Source organism: Pseudomonas sp. 43mfcvi1.1 (assembly GCF_900115935.1).
Classification (GTDB): Bacteria; Pseudomonadota; Gammaproteobacteria; order Pseudomonadales; family Pseudomonadaceae; genus Aquipseudomonas; species Aquipseudomonas bijieensis.
This window is the reverse complement of record NZ_UETT01000003.1, coordinates 1-14610: the sequence shown is the minus strand read 5'-3', so window position 1 is coordinate 14610 and position 14610 is coordinate 1. Positions and strand designations below refer to the sequence as shown.

The 14610-nt window shown below is 63.1% G+C and carries 12 protein-coding genes; 6 read left to right on the top strand and 6 right to left on the bottom strand.

Annotated elements, in window-relative coordinates; translation table 11 throughout:
• Nucleotides 1-22 precede the first annotated feature (22 nt).
• The 5 genes from pyrR to gshB all read right to left on the bottom strand — a co-directional run bounded on the left by pyrR (nucleotide 23) and on the right by gshB (nucleotide 3752).
• A complete protein-coding gene (gene pyrR / locus DTP52_RS06070; RefSeq protein ID WP_109752388.1) occupies nucleotides 23-529 on the bottom strand; it encodes a bifunctional pyr operon transcriptional regulator/uracil phosphoribosyltransferase PyrR in 507 nt (168 codons plus the stop codon).
• Between the two features lie 85 nt (nucleotides 530-614).
• Nucleotides 615-1052 carry a Holliday junction resolvase RuvX gene (gene ruvX, locus DTP52_RS06065; RefSeq protein WP_109752386.1) on the bottom strand — a complete coding sequence of 146 codons (438 nt, stop codon included), beginning with the start codon at nucleotides 1050-1052 and terminating at the stop codon, nucleotides 615-617.
• Nucleotides 1052-1621: a YqgE/AlgH family protein gene (locus tag DTP52_RS06060; protein ID WP_018609528.1), complete on the bottom strand. Its 570-nt coding sequence runs from the start codon at nucleotides 1619-1621 to the stop codon at nucleotides 1052-1054. Before DTP52_RS06060 ends, ruvX begins: the two co-directional genes overlap by 1 nt.
• A gap of 204 nt (nucleotides 1622-1825) precedes the next feature.
• The gene (locus DTP52_RS06055; RefSeq protein WP_109752384.1) at nucleotides 1826-2722 is read right to left on the bottom strand and encodes an energy transducer TonB; all 897 of its coding nucleotides are present in this window, start codon (nucleotides 2720-2722) and stop codon (nucleotides 1826-1828) included.
• A gap of 76 nt (nucleotides 2723-2798) precedes the next feature.
• On the bottom strand, nucleotides 2799-3752 hold the full coding sequence (gshB, locus tag DTP52_RS06050) for a glutathione synthase (protein WP_109752382.1): 954 nt from the start codon (nucleotides 3750-3752) through the stop codon (nucleotides 2799-2801).
• 224 nt (nucleotides 3753-3976) lie between these two features.
• Between gshB and pilG the strand changes: the two genes are divergently transcribed.
• The 6 genes from pilG to DTP52_RS06020 all read left to right on the top strand — a co-directional run bounded on the left by pilG (nucleotide 3977) and on the right by DTP52_RS06020 (nucleotide 14261).
• Nucleotides 3977-4402: a twitching motility response regulator PilG gene (gene pilG, locus DTP52_RS06045; protein WP_109752380.1), complete on the top strand. Its 426-nt coding sequence runs from the start codon at nucleotides 3977-3979 to the stop codon at nucleotides 4400-4402.
• 48 nt (nucleotides 4403-4450) lie between these two features.
• Nucleotides 4451-4816 (top strand): twitching motility response regulator PilH, encoded by a 366-nt coding sequence (gene pilH, locus DTP52_RS06040; RefSeq protein ID WP_058544375.1) that lies wholly within the window; start codon nucleotides 4451-4453, stop codon nucleotides 4814-4816.
• A gap of 10 nt (nucleotides 4817-4826) precedes the next feature.
• Complete coding sequence (locus DTP52_RS06035; RefSeq protein ID WP_109752378.1) at nucleotides 4827-5366, top strand: chemotaxis protein CheW; 540 nt, start codon at nucleotides 4827-4829, stop codon at nucleotides 5364-5366.
• 211 nt (nucleotides 5367-5577) lie between these two features.
• On the top strand, nucleotides 5578-7638 hold the full coding sequence (locus tag DTP52_RS06030; RefSeq protein WP_109752376.1) for a methyl-accepting chemotaxis protein: 2061 nt from the start codon (nucleotides 5578-5580) through the stop codon (nucleotides 7636-7638).
• Nucleotides 7639-7846: 208 nt separating this feature from the next.
• The gene (locus DTP52_RS06025; protein WP_109752374.1) at nucleotides 7847-13786 is read left to right on the top strand and encodes an Hpt domain-containing protein; all 5940 of its coding nucleotides are present in this window, start codon (nucleotides 7847-7849) and stop codon (nucleotides 13784-13786) included.
• Nucleotides 13779-14261 (top strand): chemotaxis protein CheW, encoded by a 483-nt coding sequence (locus DTP52_RS06020; protein WP_109752372.1) that lies wholly within the window; start codon nucleotides 13779-13781, stop codon nucleotides 14259-14261. Before DTP52_RS06025 ends, DTP52_RS06020 begins: the two co-directional genes overlap by 8 nt.
• A 28-nt stretch (nucleotides 14262-14289) precedes the next feature.
• Here the strand turns inward: DTP52_RS06020 and DTP52_RS06015 are convergent.
• Nucleotides 14290-14610 (bottom strand): transposase (locus DTP52_RS06015; protein ID WP_146206839.1); only part of this gene is annotated, 321 nt, incomplete at its 5' end.

Genomic DNA, 14610 nt, shown 5'->3' with positions numbered 1-14610 from the left:
CGATGGACTCTTACAAGGGCAGTTAAAGGGCAAGGTCTTGCAGTTCGAGTTGCAGCGGCGACGGGCCGGAGAGCTTGACCCGCTCGTGGGCGGCCAGCGTCAGCGTCGCACCGACCACGTTCGGCCGGATCGGCAGCTCGGCGGCGTCCAGGTCCAGCAGGCACACCAGCGTCACGCTGGCCGGGCGGCCGTAGTCGAACAGTTCGTTCATGGCGGCGCGGATGGTCCGGCCGCTCATCAGTACATCATCGATCAAGACCAGGTGCTGGCCTTCGATCTCGAACGGCAGGGCCGAGGGGCGCACTTGTGGGTGCAGGCCGTTCTGGCTGAAGTCGTCGCGGTAGAACGACACATCCAGGGTGCCCAGGGGCGCTTGGCTGCCCAGTTCATCGAGCAAGGCCTGGGCGACCCAGACGCCACCGGTTCGAATGCCGATATAGCGCGGTTCGCTGATGCCGCGTTGTTCCAGGTGCGCCGTGAGACGAATCGCCATCTGGCTGATCAGTTCGGCAGGATTGGGCAGGCTCATGCTGGCTCCTTCAGGTTCCCGGGCCGGTGGTGGGTGGCGCGGTTTGTCGCTAAAAGAAAGCGCCTTGGCGGCGCTTTGTAAAAAATCAGGTTTCGAACAGGGCGGCGTTCGCGTCGAGCCAGCCTTGCAGCAGCAGGGCGGCGGCGATGGCGTCCACCGGGTTGTCGCGGTAACTGCCTTTCTGCCCACCGCGCACCAGGCGCTCGCCCTTGGCCTCGAAAGTGGTCAGGCGCTCGTCATGGGTATAGAAGGGCAGGTTGAAGCGGCCATTGAGCCGGCGGGCGAACTTTTCGGCGCGCAGGCACATATCGCTGGGCGTGCCGTCCATGTTCAGCGGCAGGCCGACCACCACGGCATCGGGTTTCCATTCCTTGATCAGCGCTTCGACCTGGTTCCAGTCTGGAACACCGTTCTGCGCCTTCAATGTACACAACTCGCGGGCCTGGCCGGTGATGACCTGGCCGACTGCCACGCCGATCTGTTTGGTGCCGTAATCGAAGCCCAGCAACAAGCGCAGGGCCATCAGGCGTGTCCTGCCTGGCTGGTGAGCAGGCTGAGGTTGACCCCCAACCGGCTGGCCGCCGCTTCCAGGCGCAGTTCGCTGCTGGTGTTGAACAGGATGTCGGCGTCGAACGGGCAGGTCAGCCAGGCGTTATCGGCCAGTTCGGCTTCCAGTTGCCCAGGTTCCCAGCCGGCATAGCCGAGGGCGATCAGGCTTTTTTCCGGGCCGACGCCGTCGGCGATGGCGAACAGCACGTCCTGGGAGGTGGACAGTGACACACCGTCCAGATCCACGGTGGCCTGGTATTTGGGACCCGACGGGTGGAGTACGAAGCCGCGGTCGGTCTGCACCGGGCCGCCGATGAAAATTGGCACGTGCTGGCACAAGAGCGGCGGTTCAACGTCGGGGCGCAACTGCTCAAGAATGTCCGCCAGGTTCAGTTCCTGCGGGCGATTGATCACCAGCCCCATGGCCCCATTGGCCGTGTGCTCGACGATGTACGTCAAGGTATGGGCAAAGTTCGGATCGGCCATGTGCGGCATGGCGATCAGGAAGTGATGCTTGAGGTAGGTGGGGCTGACGTTTTTCATAGGCGCTAGTGTGGCGGCGCAGGGCCGAACTGACAAGCTGGGGATGTGCAGGAAATGCCTCGATCTGGAAGGCGACACCGATCAAATGTGGGCTGTGTGGTGCTCGCGATCCAGGCGCTGCGGTCCTCAAGAGACCGCGGCGTTTTCATCGCGGGCAAGCCTTGCTCCCACCAAGCCCGCTCCCACAAGGGGATTGGCGGTGGGTCAGTTACTGGAAAGGCGATCGCCCCGGGCGAATTTCCAGGTGCGGATGATTTCCAGCCGGTCGATGTCCGACAGATCGCCGGTAAACGGTGCGAACGGCGCGGCCAGGCGCACGATTCGCTGGGCGGCCTGGTCCAGCAGTGGCTGGCCGGAGGATTCGAGCACCAGCACTTCGTACAACGAGCCGTCACGATTGATCGAGACCATTAGCCGCAGGTTGCCGTAGATCTGTTTGCGCCGGGCTTCGTCAGGGTAGTTGAGGTTGCCGATGCGCTCGACCTTCTTGCGCCATTCGTCCTTGTACCAGGCGCCCTTGTCGCGCATGGTCGAGGCGGCGCTCAGGCGGTGGATGCGCGGGCGCTTGGCGTACAGCTGTTGCTCCTGGGCCAGTTCGGCTTCCAGGCTGGCGATGTCGCTGGACAGCTGGGAGCTGTCGAAAGTCGGTGCCGGGGCCTGGGGCTTGGGATCAGGCTTGACCTCTTCCTTGGCCGGGGCTTTTTTCGGCTTTGGTGCCACGGTGGTCACGGCGGCCTTGGGCGCGGTCTCCTGCACTTCGGGCTTGGCCGCTGGCGGTGGGGTGACTTTCTGCACCGTGGTGTCCTGGAACGGCGCGATCTCGGTGGTCTTGGGAATCGCCTTTTTTTCCAGGGTGCCGCTGCCTTGCTGGTTTTCCTGGGCGAGGAAATCGGCCTTCTTGGGCTTGGTCTCGCTCTTGAAGGTGGCCAGGGTGATTTCCAGGGTCTGGCTGATCTGCTTGGGCTCGACCGTGGCAAACCCGACGCCCAGCAGCAGGGCCAGGTGGATCAGCGCCGCCAGGAACAGGGTAAAACCGAGGCGATCAGCCGGGCGCACGCCACGATGGGCGAGCTCTAGGGGCAGATCGGACGGAAGTGTCATGACAAGGAAACCAACATCGCGTTTTTTTCAGGCCGGGCATGATAACGCAATGTGGGTTTCCTTCAGCAGATCTGGATCAACGAGCCTTGAGCTTCTGATCGATGGCATCCATCAGCATGCCGCCGATGTCCGTGCCAAAGGCGTTGTCGATCTCGCGAATGCACGTCGGGCTGGTGACGTTGATTTCCGTCAGGTGCTCGCCGATCACGTCCAGGCCCACGAACAGCAGGCCTTTCTCGCGCAGGGTCGGGCCGACCTGGGCGGCGATCCAGCGATCCTTCTCGGTCAACGGACGGGCTTCGCCACGCCCGCCGGCCGCCAGGTTGCCGCGGGTTTCGCCGGCTGCCGGAATACGCGCCAGGCAATAGTCCACCGGCTCGCCGTCGATCATCAGGATGCGTTTGTCACCATCGACGATGGCCGGCAGGTAGCCCTGGATCATGATCTGCTGCTTGCCGTGCAAGGTCAGGGTTTCCAGGATCACCGACAGGTTCGGGTGGCCGGCGGTGTGCCGGAAGATCGAGGAACCGCCCATGCCGTCCAGGGGCTTGAGGATCACGTCGCCGTGATGGTCGGCAAATTCGCGCAATACGTCCGGGCGCCGGCTGACGATGGTCGGCGGCGTGCATTGCGGGAACAGCGTGGCGAACAGCTTTTCGTTGCAGTCGCGCAGGCTCTGGGGCTTGTTGACCACCAGCACGCCGGCGTTTTCAGCCTGTTCCAGCAGGTAGGTGGAATACACGAACTCCATGTCGAACGGCGGATCCTTGCGCATCAGGATCACGTCCAGGTCACTCAGCAGTGCGTCGCTTTCGTCGCCCAGTTCGAACCACTTTTGCGGGTTGGCGAAGACTTTCAGCGGTTTCATCCGCGCCCGCGCCTGGCCTTCGGCCTGGTAGAGGTCGCGCTGCTCCATGTAGAACAGTTCCCAGCCGCGCTTTTGAGCGGCCAGCAGCATGGCCAGCGAGCTATCCTTTTTATAGGAAATGCTGGCGATAGGGTCCATGACAATGCCGACGCGTACGCTCATGGCTTGGTTCCTCGAAATTTGATTGGGCACATATGGCGTGAAAAAGTGGCGTCAGAGTGGCGCCCGGAAGATTGGCGGTCAAGGAAAAACCACCGCGCCGAGCGGCCGATAGATCGGCGATGGAGACTGTGCTAAAAAGGCTGCCATGTGACGTGCGGGCCTTGAACATCAAGGGTTTGCGCTGTCGATCACACTTACGCGTTAAAAATCGGTTCGCAGTGGCAATGGCAGAGCATCTCACGCAGCAACCCAGCGCCTTGAAGGTCATGGTCATCGACGACTCGAAGACCATCCGCCGCACCGCCGAAACCTTGCTGCGCAACGTGGGCTGCGAGGTGATCACGGCCATCGACGGCTTCGATGCCCTGGCCAAGATCGCCGACCATCATCCGGGCATCATTTTTGTCGACATCATGATGCCGCGCCTCGATGGCTACCAGACCTGTGCCCTGATCAAGAACAACAGCGCGTTCAAGGCCACGCCGGTGATCATGCTGTCGTCCCGGGACGGGTTGTTCGACAAGGCCAAGGGGCGCATCGTCGGTTCCGATCAGTTTTTGACCAAGCCGTTCAGCAAGGAAGAACTGCTGGGCGCGATACAGGCCCATGTTCCGGGCTTTGCCGCTGTCCAGCCGCACCAGGCACATTAATGACACTCGGCCATCGGGCCTGGGGTCGACAAGAAAATGGGGAACACCATGGCACGAATTCTGATCGTCGATGATTCGCCGACTGAAATGTACAAACTGACCGGCATGCTGGAAAAGCACGGCCATCAGGTCCTGAAGGCCGAGAACGGCGCTGATGGCGTGGCCCTGGCCCGCCAGGAAAAACCCGATGCGGTGCTGATGGACATCGTCATGCCCGGCCTCAACGGTTTCCAGGCCACGCGTCAGTTGACCAAGGATCCGGACACCGGCCACATCCCGGTGATCATCATCACCACCAAGGACCAGGACACCGACAAGGTCTGGGGTACGCGCCAAGGCGCGAAGGACTACCTGACCAAGCCGGTGGACGAAGAAACCCTGATCGCGACCCTGAACAAAGTGCTGGCGGGTTGACAGCGCAGCCATGAGCCAATCGCTGACTGCATTCGAACTGCTGCTGCAGATCGATCGGCGTTGCCGGTTGCTGGGGGCGGACCTGCCCTCCCAGCCGACCCACCGTGCCGGTTGGAGCGGCATCGGCTTTCGTTTGGGCGAGCATTGGTACGTGGCGCCGATGGGCGAAGTCAGCGAAGTGCTGCACGAACCACGTCACACACATTTGCCCGGGGTCAAGCCGTGGGTCCGTGGGGTGGCTAACCTGCGCGGGCGATTGTTGCCGTTGATGGACCTGTGCGGTTTCTTCGGTCATGAGCTGTCGCCGGTGCGTAAGCAGCGTCGGGTACTGGTGGTGGATCACGACGAAGTGTTCGCCGGATTGCTGGTGGACGAAGTTCTCGGGCTGCAGCATTTCGCCCAGGACAGTCTGGAACCGACGCTGGTGGATGATCTCGATGGCCCCGAATCGGTTTTCGTCAGGGGGCGGTTTTGCGGCGAGCGCGAGTGGCAAGTGTTCAGCCCGTTTGCCCTGGCGCGCTCGCCAGGGTTCATGGATGTGGCGATTTAACGAGATGCAGCGCAGGCCCCTTGTGGGAGCGAGCCGGTGGGAGCAAAGCTTGCTCGCGATGGCAGTGTCTCGGTTGGCGAGAAAACTGTGTCGTTCTCATCGCGGGCAAGCCTTGCTCCCACAGAGCAGCACTGGTTGAGCAGGCTGCACGACAAAGGCTTGCTTACAGTTAATAGCTGTAAGTTGGATTGGGCAGTACAGGCGAGAACCGATGATCAAAGCAAAAACAGGCAAGCCACTGGAAGCGTCGCGCAGTCGTTCGCAGATCATCGTGCTGTTCGTCGCGCTGATCGTCTTCATCATGCTGCTGTTCGCCAACTTCGCTTACCTCAATACCCAATCCACCTACGACAAGCAGTACATCGGCCATGCCGGTGAATTGCGGGTGCTGTCCCAGCGCATCGCCAAGAACGCCACCGAAGCCGCTGCCGGCAAGGCGGCGGCGTTCAAGCTGTTGAGCGATGCGCGCAATGATTTCGCCCAGCGCTGGGGCTACCTGAAGCAGGGCGACCCGGTGACCGGCCTGCCACCTGCACCCGCCACCCTGCGCCCGCAGATGCGCGCCGTGCAGCTGGACTGGGAGCGTCTGCTCAAGAACACCGATGCCATTCTCTCCAGTGAACAGACTGTGCTGTCGCTGCATCAGGTGGCGGCGACCTTGGCCGAAACCGTGCCGCAGTTGCAGGTCGAGTACGAAAAAGTCGTCGAGATCCTGTTGCAGCGCGGCGCGCCGGCCGCCCAGGTGGCCATGGCCCAGCGCCAGTCGCTGCTGGCCGAGCGGATTCTCGGCGCGGTGAATACCGTGTTGGCAGGGGACGAAAACGCCAGCCAGGCCGCCGACACCTTCGGTCGCGACGCCGCGCGTTTTGGCCAGGTGCTCAATGGCATGTTGCAAGGTGACCCGGCCCTGAAGATATCCCAGGTCCAGGACCGCGATGCGCGGGCACGCCTGAGCGAAATCAGCGAGCTGTTCGAGTTTGTCTCGGGCTCGGTGGATGAAATCCTCGAAACCTCCCCGGAGCTGTTCAAGGTCCGGGAATCGGCCGGCAACATCTTCAACCTGTCGCAGACCCTGCTCGACGAGGCTTCGCACCTGGCCACAGCCTTCGAAAACCTTGCCGGCGGGCGTTCCATCAATACCATCGGCGGCTATGTGCTGGGTTTGCTGGCGTTGATGTCGATCATCCTGATCGGGCTGGTGATGGTCCGCGAAACCAATCGCCAGTTGCACGAAACCGCGGAAAAGAACGAGCGTAACCAGAACGCGATCATGCGATTGCTGGATGAAATCGAAGACCTGGCCGATGGTGACCTGACCGTTACCGCCTCGGTCACCGAAGACTTCACCGGCACTATCGCCGACTCCATCAATTACTCGGTGGACCAACTGCGCGACCTGGTGGCGACCATCAACCTCACCGCCGGCCAGGTCGCCGCCGCCGTGCAGGAAACCCAGGCCACGGCGATGCACCTGGCCCAGGCTTCCGAGCACCAGGCCCAGCAAATCTCCGAAGCTTCGACTTCAATTAATGAAATGGCCCAGTCCATCGACCAGGTATCGGCCAATGCCGCCGAATCGTCGGCGGTGGCCGAGCGGTCGGTGGAGATCGCCAACAAGGGTAATGAGGTGGTGCACAACACCATTCATGGCATGGACAACATTCGCGAGCAGATCCAGGACACCGCCAAGCGCATCAAGCGCCTGGGTGAGTCGTCCCAGGAGATTGGCGACATCGTCAGCCTGATCGACGACATCGCCGACCAGACCAACATCCTGGCCCTCAACGCCGCCATTCAGGCGTCCATGGCCGGTGATGCCGGGCGCGGGTTCGCGGTGGTGGCCGATGAGGTACAGCGCCTGGCCGAGCGCTCGTCGGCGGCGACACGGCAAATCGAGACCCTGGTGCGGGCGATCCAGGCCGATACCAATGAAGCGGTGATTTCCATGGAGCAGACCACCACCGAAGTGGTGCGCGGCGCGCGACTGGCCCAGGATGCCGGCGTGGCCCTGGAGGAAATCGAGGGTGTGTCCAAGACCCTGGCGGCGCTGATCCAGAGCATTTCCAACGCGGCGCAGCAACAGACCACCTCGGCGGGGCAGATTTCCTTGACCATGAACGTGATCCAGCAGATCACCACCCAAACCTCGTCGGGCTCCACCGCCACCGCCGAGAGCATCGGCAACCTGGCGAAAATGGCCAGTCAACTGCGCCGTTCGGTGTCGGGGTTTACCTTGCCGGCAGCGCCTGCGGTGGATGAGGACAAGGCGTGACGGACTGGACCTGTCTGGTGGTGATGAGCCTTTGTGGCGAGGGGATTTATCCCCGCTGGGCTGCGAAGCGGCCCCCAGCAATGCTGAATCCAACACCTGTGTCCCAGACTGGCTATTTTGGGACTGCTCCGCAGTCCAGCGGGGATAAGTCCCCTCGCCACAAAGGCTGATAAGCGCCTGCGGCATACGACTTTGATTTGGAGTGGTTATGGGTGATCGGCACGACTACGTGGCCCTGGAATGGGTCAAGGGCGAGATTGCCGAAACGCTGAAGCAGGCTCATCTGGCCCTCAACCGCCTGGTGGACGATCCGCAGGCGTCGGATGCCCTCGGGCAATGCCTGGCCTGCATTCACCAGGTCCATGGCGGCCTGCAGATGGTCGAATTCTACGGTGCGGCGTTGCTGGCCGAGGAGATGGAACAGCTGTGCGCCGCCCTGCAGGACAACCGCGTGACCCATCGCGACGAAGCCATCAGCCTGTTGAGCCAGGCCCTGGGGCAGTTGCCGATCTATCTGGACCGCGTACAAGGTGCCCGTCGCGACCTGCCGCTGGTGGTTCTGCCCTTGATCAACGACCTGCGCAGTGCCCGGGGCGAGAGCCTGTTGTCGGAAACCAGCCTGTTCAGCCCCGAATTGCCCGAAATTGCGCCGCTCAGCGACGAGGCCTTGCAGCGTCTCGAGCCCGCTGACCTGCCAAACACCTTGCGCAAATTGCGCCAGACCCTGCAAATGGCCCTGGTGGGCTTGCTGCGCGAACAGGACGACACGACCCACCTCGGTTACCTGGCCAAGGTTTTCCATCGCCTGGAAACGTTGTGTGCCGGGGCGCCGCTCAATGCATTATGGCAGGTGGCCTCGGCGCTGGTGGAAGGCATGCGTGACGGGCGCATCGCCAACAGCCCGGCGCTGCGCAGCCTGTTCAAGGAAGCCGACAAGGAACTCAAGCGCCTGCTGGAGCAAGGCATGCCCGGCATCAATCAGCCGGCACCGCCCCACCTGCTCAAGAGTTTGTTGTTCTATATTGCCAAGGCCGAACATCCCAGCGGGCAGATGCAGATCATGAAAGAACGCTACTCACTGGACGACGCGCTACCCGACAGCGCTATGGTCGACGAAGAACGCGCACGTCTGGCCGGGCCCGACCGTGACGCCATGCGCTCGGTGCTCGCCGCGCTCTGCGAAGAACTGGTACGGGTCAAGGAACGCCTGGACCTGTTCGTACGCAGCGATCGCCAGCACGCCTCGGAGCTGGACAGCCTGTTGGCGCCGCTACGGCAGATCGCCGACACCCTGGCGGTGCTGGGTTTCGGTCAACCGCGCAAGGTCATCATCGATCAACTGGCGGTGGTGTTGAGCCTCGCCCAGGGCCAGCGCGAACCGGATGACGCCACCCTCATGGACGTCGCCGGAGCCTTGCTCTACGTCGAGGCGACCCTGGCCGGCATGGTCGGCACCGTCGAACCCGAGAGCCGCGAAGACACGCACCTGCCCACCACCGACCTGACCCAGATCCACCAGATTGTCATCAAGGAGGCCCATACCTGCCTGCAACAGGCCAAGGACATGATCGTCGACTACATCGACGCGGACTGGAACAGCGAGCAACTACTGCCCTTGCCGGCGCTGCTGACCCAGGTACGCGGCGCGCTGGCGATGATTCCCCTGAGCCGTGCCGCCAGCCTGGTGGAGGCCTGCAACGCGTTCATCCGCGACCATCTGTTGCTGGAGCAGGCCCAGCCGGGCTGGGAAGAACTCGACCACCTGGCCGACGTGATCACCGGCCTCGAATACTATCTGGAACGCTTGAGCGAGGACCCGGAAACCCCGGGCGAGCCCTTGCTGGACGGGGTCGAACGGAGCCTGGCCGCGCTCGGTTATTTCCCTGACGAAGCACGGGTGCCGGTGCTCGATGATGTGTTGAGCCCCAACGAAGCCCAGGTCATGCAGGACTTGCAGGAACTGGATGACCCGCAGACTGTGCAGTCCTTGGCCGAGGTGCTGGCCAGCCCGGTCTCGGCGGTCAATCCGCCGGCCAGGAGCACCCCGGGCAGCCTGTTACCGCCACCGATGGATGAAAATCCGGTGGACGACGAGTTGCGCGAGGTCTTCCTCGAAGAAGCCGACGAGGTGCTCGACGTTCTGCGTGAGTACCTGCCGCGTTGGAGTGCGCATCCCGACGACCCTGTTGCCCTGGGTGAACTGCGCCGGGCCTTCCACACCCTCAAGGGCAGTGGCCGGATGGTCCGGGCGCTGGTGCTCGGTGAACTGGCCTGGGCTGTGGAAAACCTGCTCAACCGGGTGCTGGAGCGCAGCGTCGAGCCGCAGGCATCGGTGCGTCAGTTGATCGAAGCCACGGTGCAATTGTTACCGGACCTGGTGACCGAATTCGCCGCCAATCGCCAGCGCCAGCGCGACGATGTCGACCGTTTGGCCGCCCGCGCCCATGTCCTGGCCAAGGGCGGCGATGAGGACGATGAGGACGAGCAGGACGTGGCCGCCCTCGATCCGTTGCTGTTGAAGATCTTCGACAACGAAGCCCAGGGCCACCTCGCCAGTCTCAATCGCTTTCTCGACCAGGCGGCCGACCACTTGCCGTTACAGGCCAGCGATGAATTGCAGCGGGCCTTGCACACTCTCAAGGGCAGCGCGTCCATGGCCGGCGTGCTGCCTATCGCCGAGCTGGCCGGTGCGATGGATGAGCTGGCCCGGGAATACCGGGCGCACCTGATTGCCCTGGACCTGGATGAGGTCGAGTTGCTGATGGAAGCCGAAGGGCTGTTACGCCGGGGCTTGCGCCAGTTGCACAGCGAGCCGCTGGCGGCGATTCCCGGTGCAACGGATCTGATCCAGCGCGCCCAAGCCCTGCTGGCCGAGCGCTTGCGCGCCGCCAACAGTGCGCCGGACAAGGCGCTACGGACCAAACGCGACCCACAACTGATCAACAACTTCCTCGCCCAGGGCATGGACATCCTGCTGGATGCCGAAAGCCTCTTGCAGCGCTGGCAGCAGCACCCTGGCGAGGGCCAGGAGCTGAGTGCGCTGCTCGATGAGCTGACCACTCTCGGCGAAGGCGCGCACCTGGCCGACCTGCGTCCGGTCGACGAACTCTGTGAAGCCTTGCTGGACCTCTATGGTGCGGTAGAAGAAAGCAGCCTGGCGGTCAGCGATGAGTTTTTCCGGCAAGCGCAGCTCGCCCACGAAGCACTGATCGACATGCTCGATCAGCTGGCGGCCGGGCAGCATGTGCATGCGCAGCCGGAACGGGTCCAAGCCCTGCGCCGCTTGCTCCAGGAGAGCCTCGACCCGTCGGCCACCGGCCTGATCCGTAGCGATGGTAGCCGGACCCTGAGCATCCGTGAGCTGGGCCAAGCAACAGCGGAAATGGAACGCGCCGCGCCCGCCGATACCTCGGTGGAGGATGAGCTGGCGTCGATTTTCCTCGAAGAGGCCCAGGACATCCTCGAAAGCGCTGCCCAGGCCTTGCAGCGCTGGTTGGCCGATCCGGATAACGGCGCGCCGCTGTCCTCGCTGCAACGTGATTTGCACACCCTCAAGGGCGGTGCGCGCATGGCCGACATCCGGCCGGTGAGCGACTTGGCCCAGGAACTGGAAAATCTCTACGAAGGGCTGGTGGACCGCCGTTACAGTTACAGCGAGGAATTGGCGCAACTGCTCGAAAGCAGCCACGAACGCCTCGACCTGTTGCTTGGACAGTTGCAACAGGGCCAGCCGTTGGGCGATCCCGTGGCGCTGATCGACGCCATACGACGGTTCCGCCAGGACAAGCCTAACGCCATCGAGACGAGCGCAGCGAACCAGGCCGACGGTGCTGGTCATGATCCCGAGCTGCTGGAAATCTTCCTTGAAGAAGGTTTCGATATCCTCGACAGCTCAGGCGCGGCGCTGCTGCGTTGGCAAGAAGAACCGTCGAACCGCCAGGCAGTGGAAACCCTGCTGCGGGACTTGCACACCCTCAAGGGCGGTGCGCGCATGGTGGAAATCGTCCCCATCGGCGACTTGGCCCACGAGCTGGAAAACCTCTACGAAGGCTTGTCGGCGGGCCTGCTTCAGCCGACACCGGCGTTGTTCACCTTGCTGCAGAGCAGCCATGACCGTCTGGCGCAGATGCTCGACGCGGTGCGCGCCGGCCACCCGTGCCCGCTGGCCGACCGGCTGATCGCGCAGATCCAGGCGGTGAATCATCCCCAGGAGAATGCTGCGCCGCAGGCTGTCGCGGCGCCGGAGCCGGCCCCCGTCTCCAATCCCATCGTGAGCCCGCCGGCGGCGCCCGCAAGACCTGACCCTGGTGCCCCGGGCGACGGGGCGGACATGGTCAAGGTCTCCGCCGAACTGCTCGACGACCTGGTGAACCTGGCGGGCGAAACGTCGATCTTCCGTGGGCGCATCGAACAGCAGGTCAACGACGCGCGCGTGGCCCTCGGCGAAATGGAAACCACCATCGAGCGCATGCGCGATCAGTTGCGGCGCCTGGATACCGAAACCCAGGGGCGAATCCTCAGCCGTCAGCAGGTGGAGGCCGAGCGCCTGGGCTACGAAGAATTCGACCCGCTGGAAATGGACCGCCATTCCCAGTTGCAGCAGCTGTCCCGGGCGCTGTTCGAGTCCGCCTCGGACTTGCTCGAACTCAAGGAAACCCTTGATCGCAGCAATCACGATGCCGAGGTCCTGCTGCAACAGCAGGGGCGCATCAACACCGAACTCCAGGAAGGCCTGATGCGTACGCGCATGGTGCCGTTCGAGCGAATGTTGCCACGGCTCAAGCGCATCGTGCGGCAAGTGGCGCAGGAACTGGGCAAGGACGTGGAGTTCGTGGTCGGCAACGCCGATGGCGAGATGGACCGCAACGTGTTGGAGCGCATGGCCGCGCCTTTGGAGCACATGCTGCGCAACGCCGTCGACCATGGCCTGGAGCCGGCCGATGTGCGCATTGCCGCTGGTAAACCGGCCCGGGGGCGCATCAGCCTCGACCTGTCCCGGGAAGGCGGCGACATCATTTTCGACATCCGTGACGATGGCGCCGGCGTGCCGCTGGAGGCGGTGCGGAGCAAGGCGATCAAGCGTGGCCTGTTGGCGCCGGACAGTGACATCAGCGACCGCGACGTGTTGCAGTTCATCCTGCAACCGGGGTTTTCCACCGCGGAAAAAATCACCCAGATCTCCGGGCGCGGCGTTGGCATGGACGTGGTCCACGAAGAGGTGCGGCAACTGGGCGGCAGCATGGGCATCGATTCCACGCCGGGGCAGGGCGTGCACTTTCGCATTCGCCTGCCGTTTACCGTGGCGGTCAACCGGGCGCTGATGGTGCAGTGCCATGAAGACCAGTACGCGATTCCGCTGAACACCATCGAAAGCATCGTCCGGGTGTTGCCCGCCGAACTGGACGGCTATTACCAGCTCGATCCGCCGACCTACACCTACGCCGGGCAACGTTATGAGTTGTGCTACCTCGGCGAGCTGTTGAAAACCGGCGCCCGCCCGAAACTACTGGGCCAGAGCCAACCGTTGCCGGTGCTGCTGGTGCAGTGCAACGAGCGGCACGTCGCCGTGCAAGTGGACGCGACCGCCGGGACCCGGGAGATCGTGGTCAAGAGCCTGGGTCCGCAATTCTCGGCGGTGCAGGGCCTGTCCGGGGCGACGATCCTGGGAGACGGCCGGGTGGTATTGATCCTCGACCTGCTGGCGCCCATCCGTGCCTTGCCCCACCAGGTCCCGCGCCGCCCGACAGCGACGCAAGGGGAGGGCGAACACCAGCGGCCGTTGCTGGTGCTGGTGGTGGACGACTCGGTGACGGTGCGCAAGGTCACCAGCCGCTTGTTGGAGCGTCATGGCATGCACGTGCTCACCGCCAAGGATGGCGTGGACGCCATGGCGCTGCTGGCCGAACACTCCCCGGACCTGATGCTGCTGGACATCGAAATGCCGCGCATGGACGGCTTCGAAGTGGCCACCCAAGTACGCAACGACCCGCGTCTGGCGCACCTGCCGATCATCATGATCACCTCCCGCACCGGCCAGAAACACCGCGATCGCGCCATGGCCATCGGCGTCAACGACTACCTGGGCAAGCCGTACCAGGAATCGGTGCTGCTCGACAGCATCGCGCACTGGAGCAAGACCCATGCATGATTTGCATCTTCATCAGCGCACCAGCCCACTTACCGGCCTGCTGCTGCCATTGGCCGACCGGCACCTGGTGTTGCCCAACGTGGCCGTGGCCGAACTGATCGACTACCAGAGCAGCGCATTCGATATGGACACCCCGCCATGGTTCCTGGGCTGGGTGAGCTGGCGCGAACGGCAAATCCCGCTGCTGAGCTTCGAGTCGGCCTGCGGCCAGAAAACCGTGGTGGGCGAGCGAGCACGCATCGTCGTGCTCAACGCCCTCGGCGGGCGCCCGGAGTTGCGGTTCATTGCGCTGTTGGTGCAAGGCATCCCGCGTTCCTACAAGCTCGACAGTCAGTTGAGCTACGTCGACGTGCCGTTGTGCGGGTTGGAACAGGCGGCGGTGCAAGTGGGGGAGCATGTGGCGAAAGTGCCGGATTTGTTGGCGTTGGAAGAGTTGGTGATGGCTGCGGGCTTGATTCAACCTCACACAACCTGAGCCATGCATATCTCCCCTGTGGGAGATTCTATGTTGCAGGGGAACCCTGCAACCGTGAATTTGGTTGGTATTCGCTCTGATTTTTCATCAGGGCGAATGCTACCCGACACAACTTGCGGGCGAGGATAACCAAGGCCTGAGTTCTGGCCAGGCCTCGTGCCAAGAAGGCCTCATAGTAAGGTTTCCAGGCAGGAGACCGACAGGCCGCCATCGCGGCGTTGTGCGCCAGGCGTCGTAGCTCCCCGTCCCCTTTTTTGCTCAAGTGACGAGGACTGTGCTTCTTCCCTGAATCTTTTGGACGCAAATCCATCCCCAAGAAAGCAATGAATGCATCGCCACTGACAAAGTG

Bases quoted from the DNA above. Each gene is read 5' to 3' on its own strand.
- pyrR (WP_109752388.1), bottom strand. From the start codon at position 529: ATGAGCCTGCCCAATCCTGCCGAACTGATCAGCCAGATGGCGATTCGT.
- DTP52_RS06025 (WP_109752374.1), top strand. From the start codon at position 7,847: ATGGGTGATCGGCACGACTACGTGGCCCTGGAATGGGTCAAGGGCGAG.
- DTP52_RS06020 (WP_109752372.1), top strand. From the start codon at position 13,779: ATGCATGATTTGCATCTTCATCAGCGCACCAGCCCACTTACCGGCCTG.
- DTP52_RS06060 (WP_018609528.1), bottom strand. From the start codon at position 1,621: ATGAAAAACGTCAGCCCCACCTACCTCAAGCATCACTTCCTGATCGCC.
- DTP52_RS06055 (WP_109752384.1), bottom strand. From the start codon at position 2,722: ATGACACTTCCGTCCGATCTGCCCCTAGAGCTCGCCCATCGTGGCGTG.
- pilH (WP_058544375.1), top strand. From the start codon at position 4,451: ATGGCACGAATTCTGATCGTCGATGATTCGCCGACTGAAATGTACAAA.
- ruvX (WP_109752386.1), bottom strand. From the start codon at position 1,052: ATGGCCCTGCGCTTGTTGCTGGGCTTCGATTACGGCACCAAACAGATC.
- DTP52_RS06035 (WP_109752378.1), top strand. From the start codon at position 4,827: ATGAGCCAATCGCTGACTGCATTCGAACTGCTGCTGCAGATCGATCGG.
- gshB (WP_109752382.1), bottom strand. From the start codon at position 3,752: ATGAGCGTACGCGTCGGCATTGTCATGGACCCTATCGCCAGCATTTCC.
- DTP52_RS06030 (WP_109752376.1), top strand. From the start codon at position 5,578: ATGATCAAAGCAAAAACAGGCAAGCCACTGGAAGCGTCGCGCAGTCGT.
- pilG (WP_109752380.1), top strand. From the start codon at position 3,977: ATGGCAGAGCATCTCACGCAGCAACCCAGCGCCTTGAAGGTCATGGTC.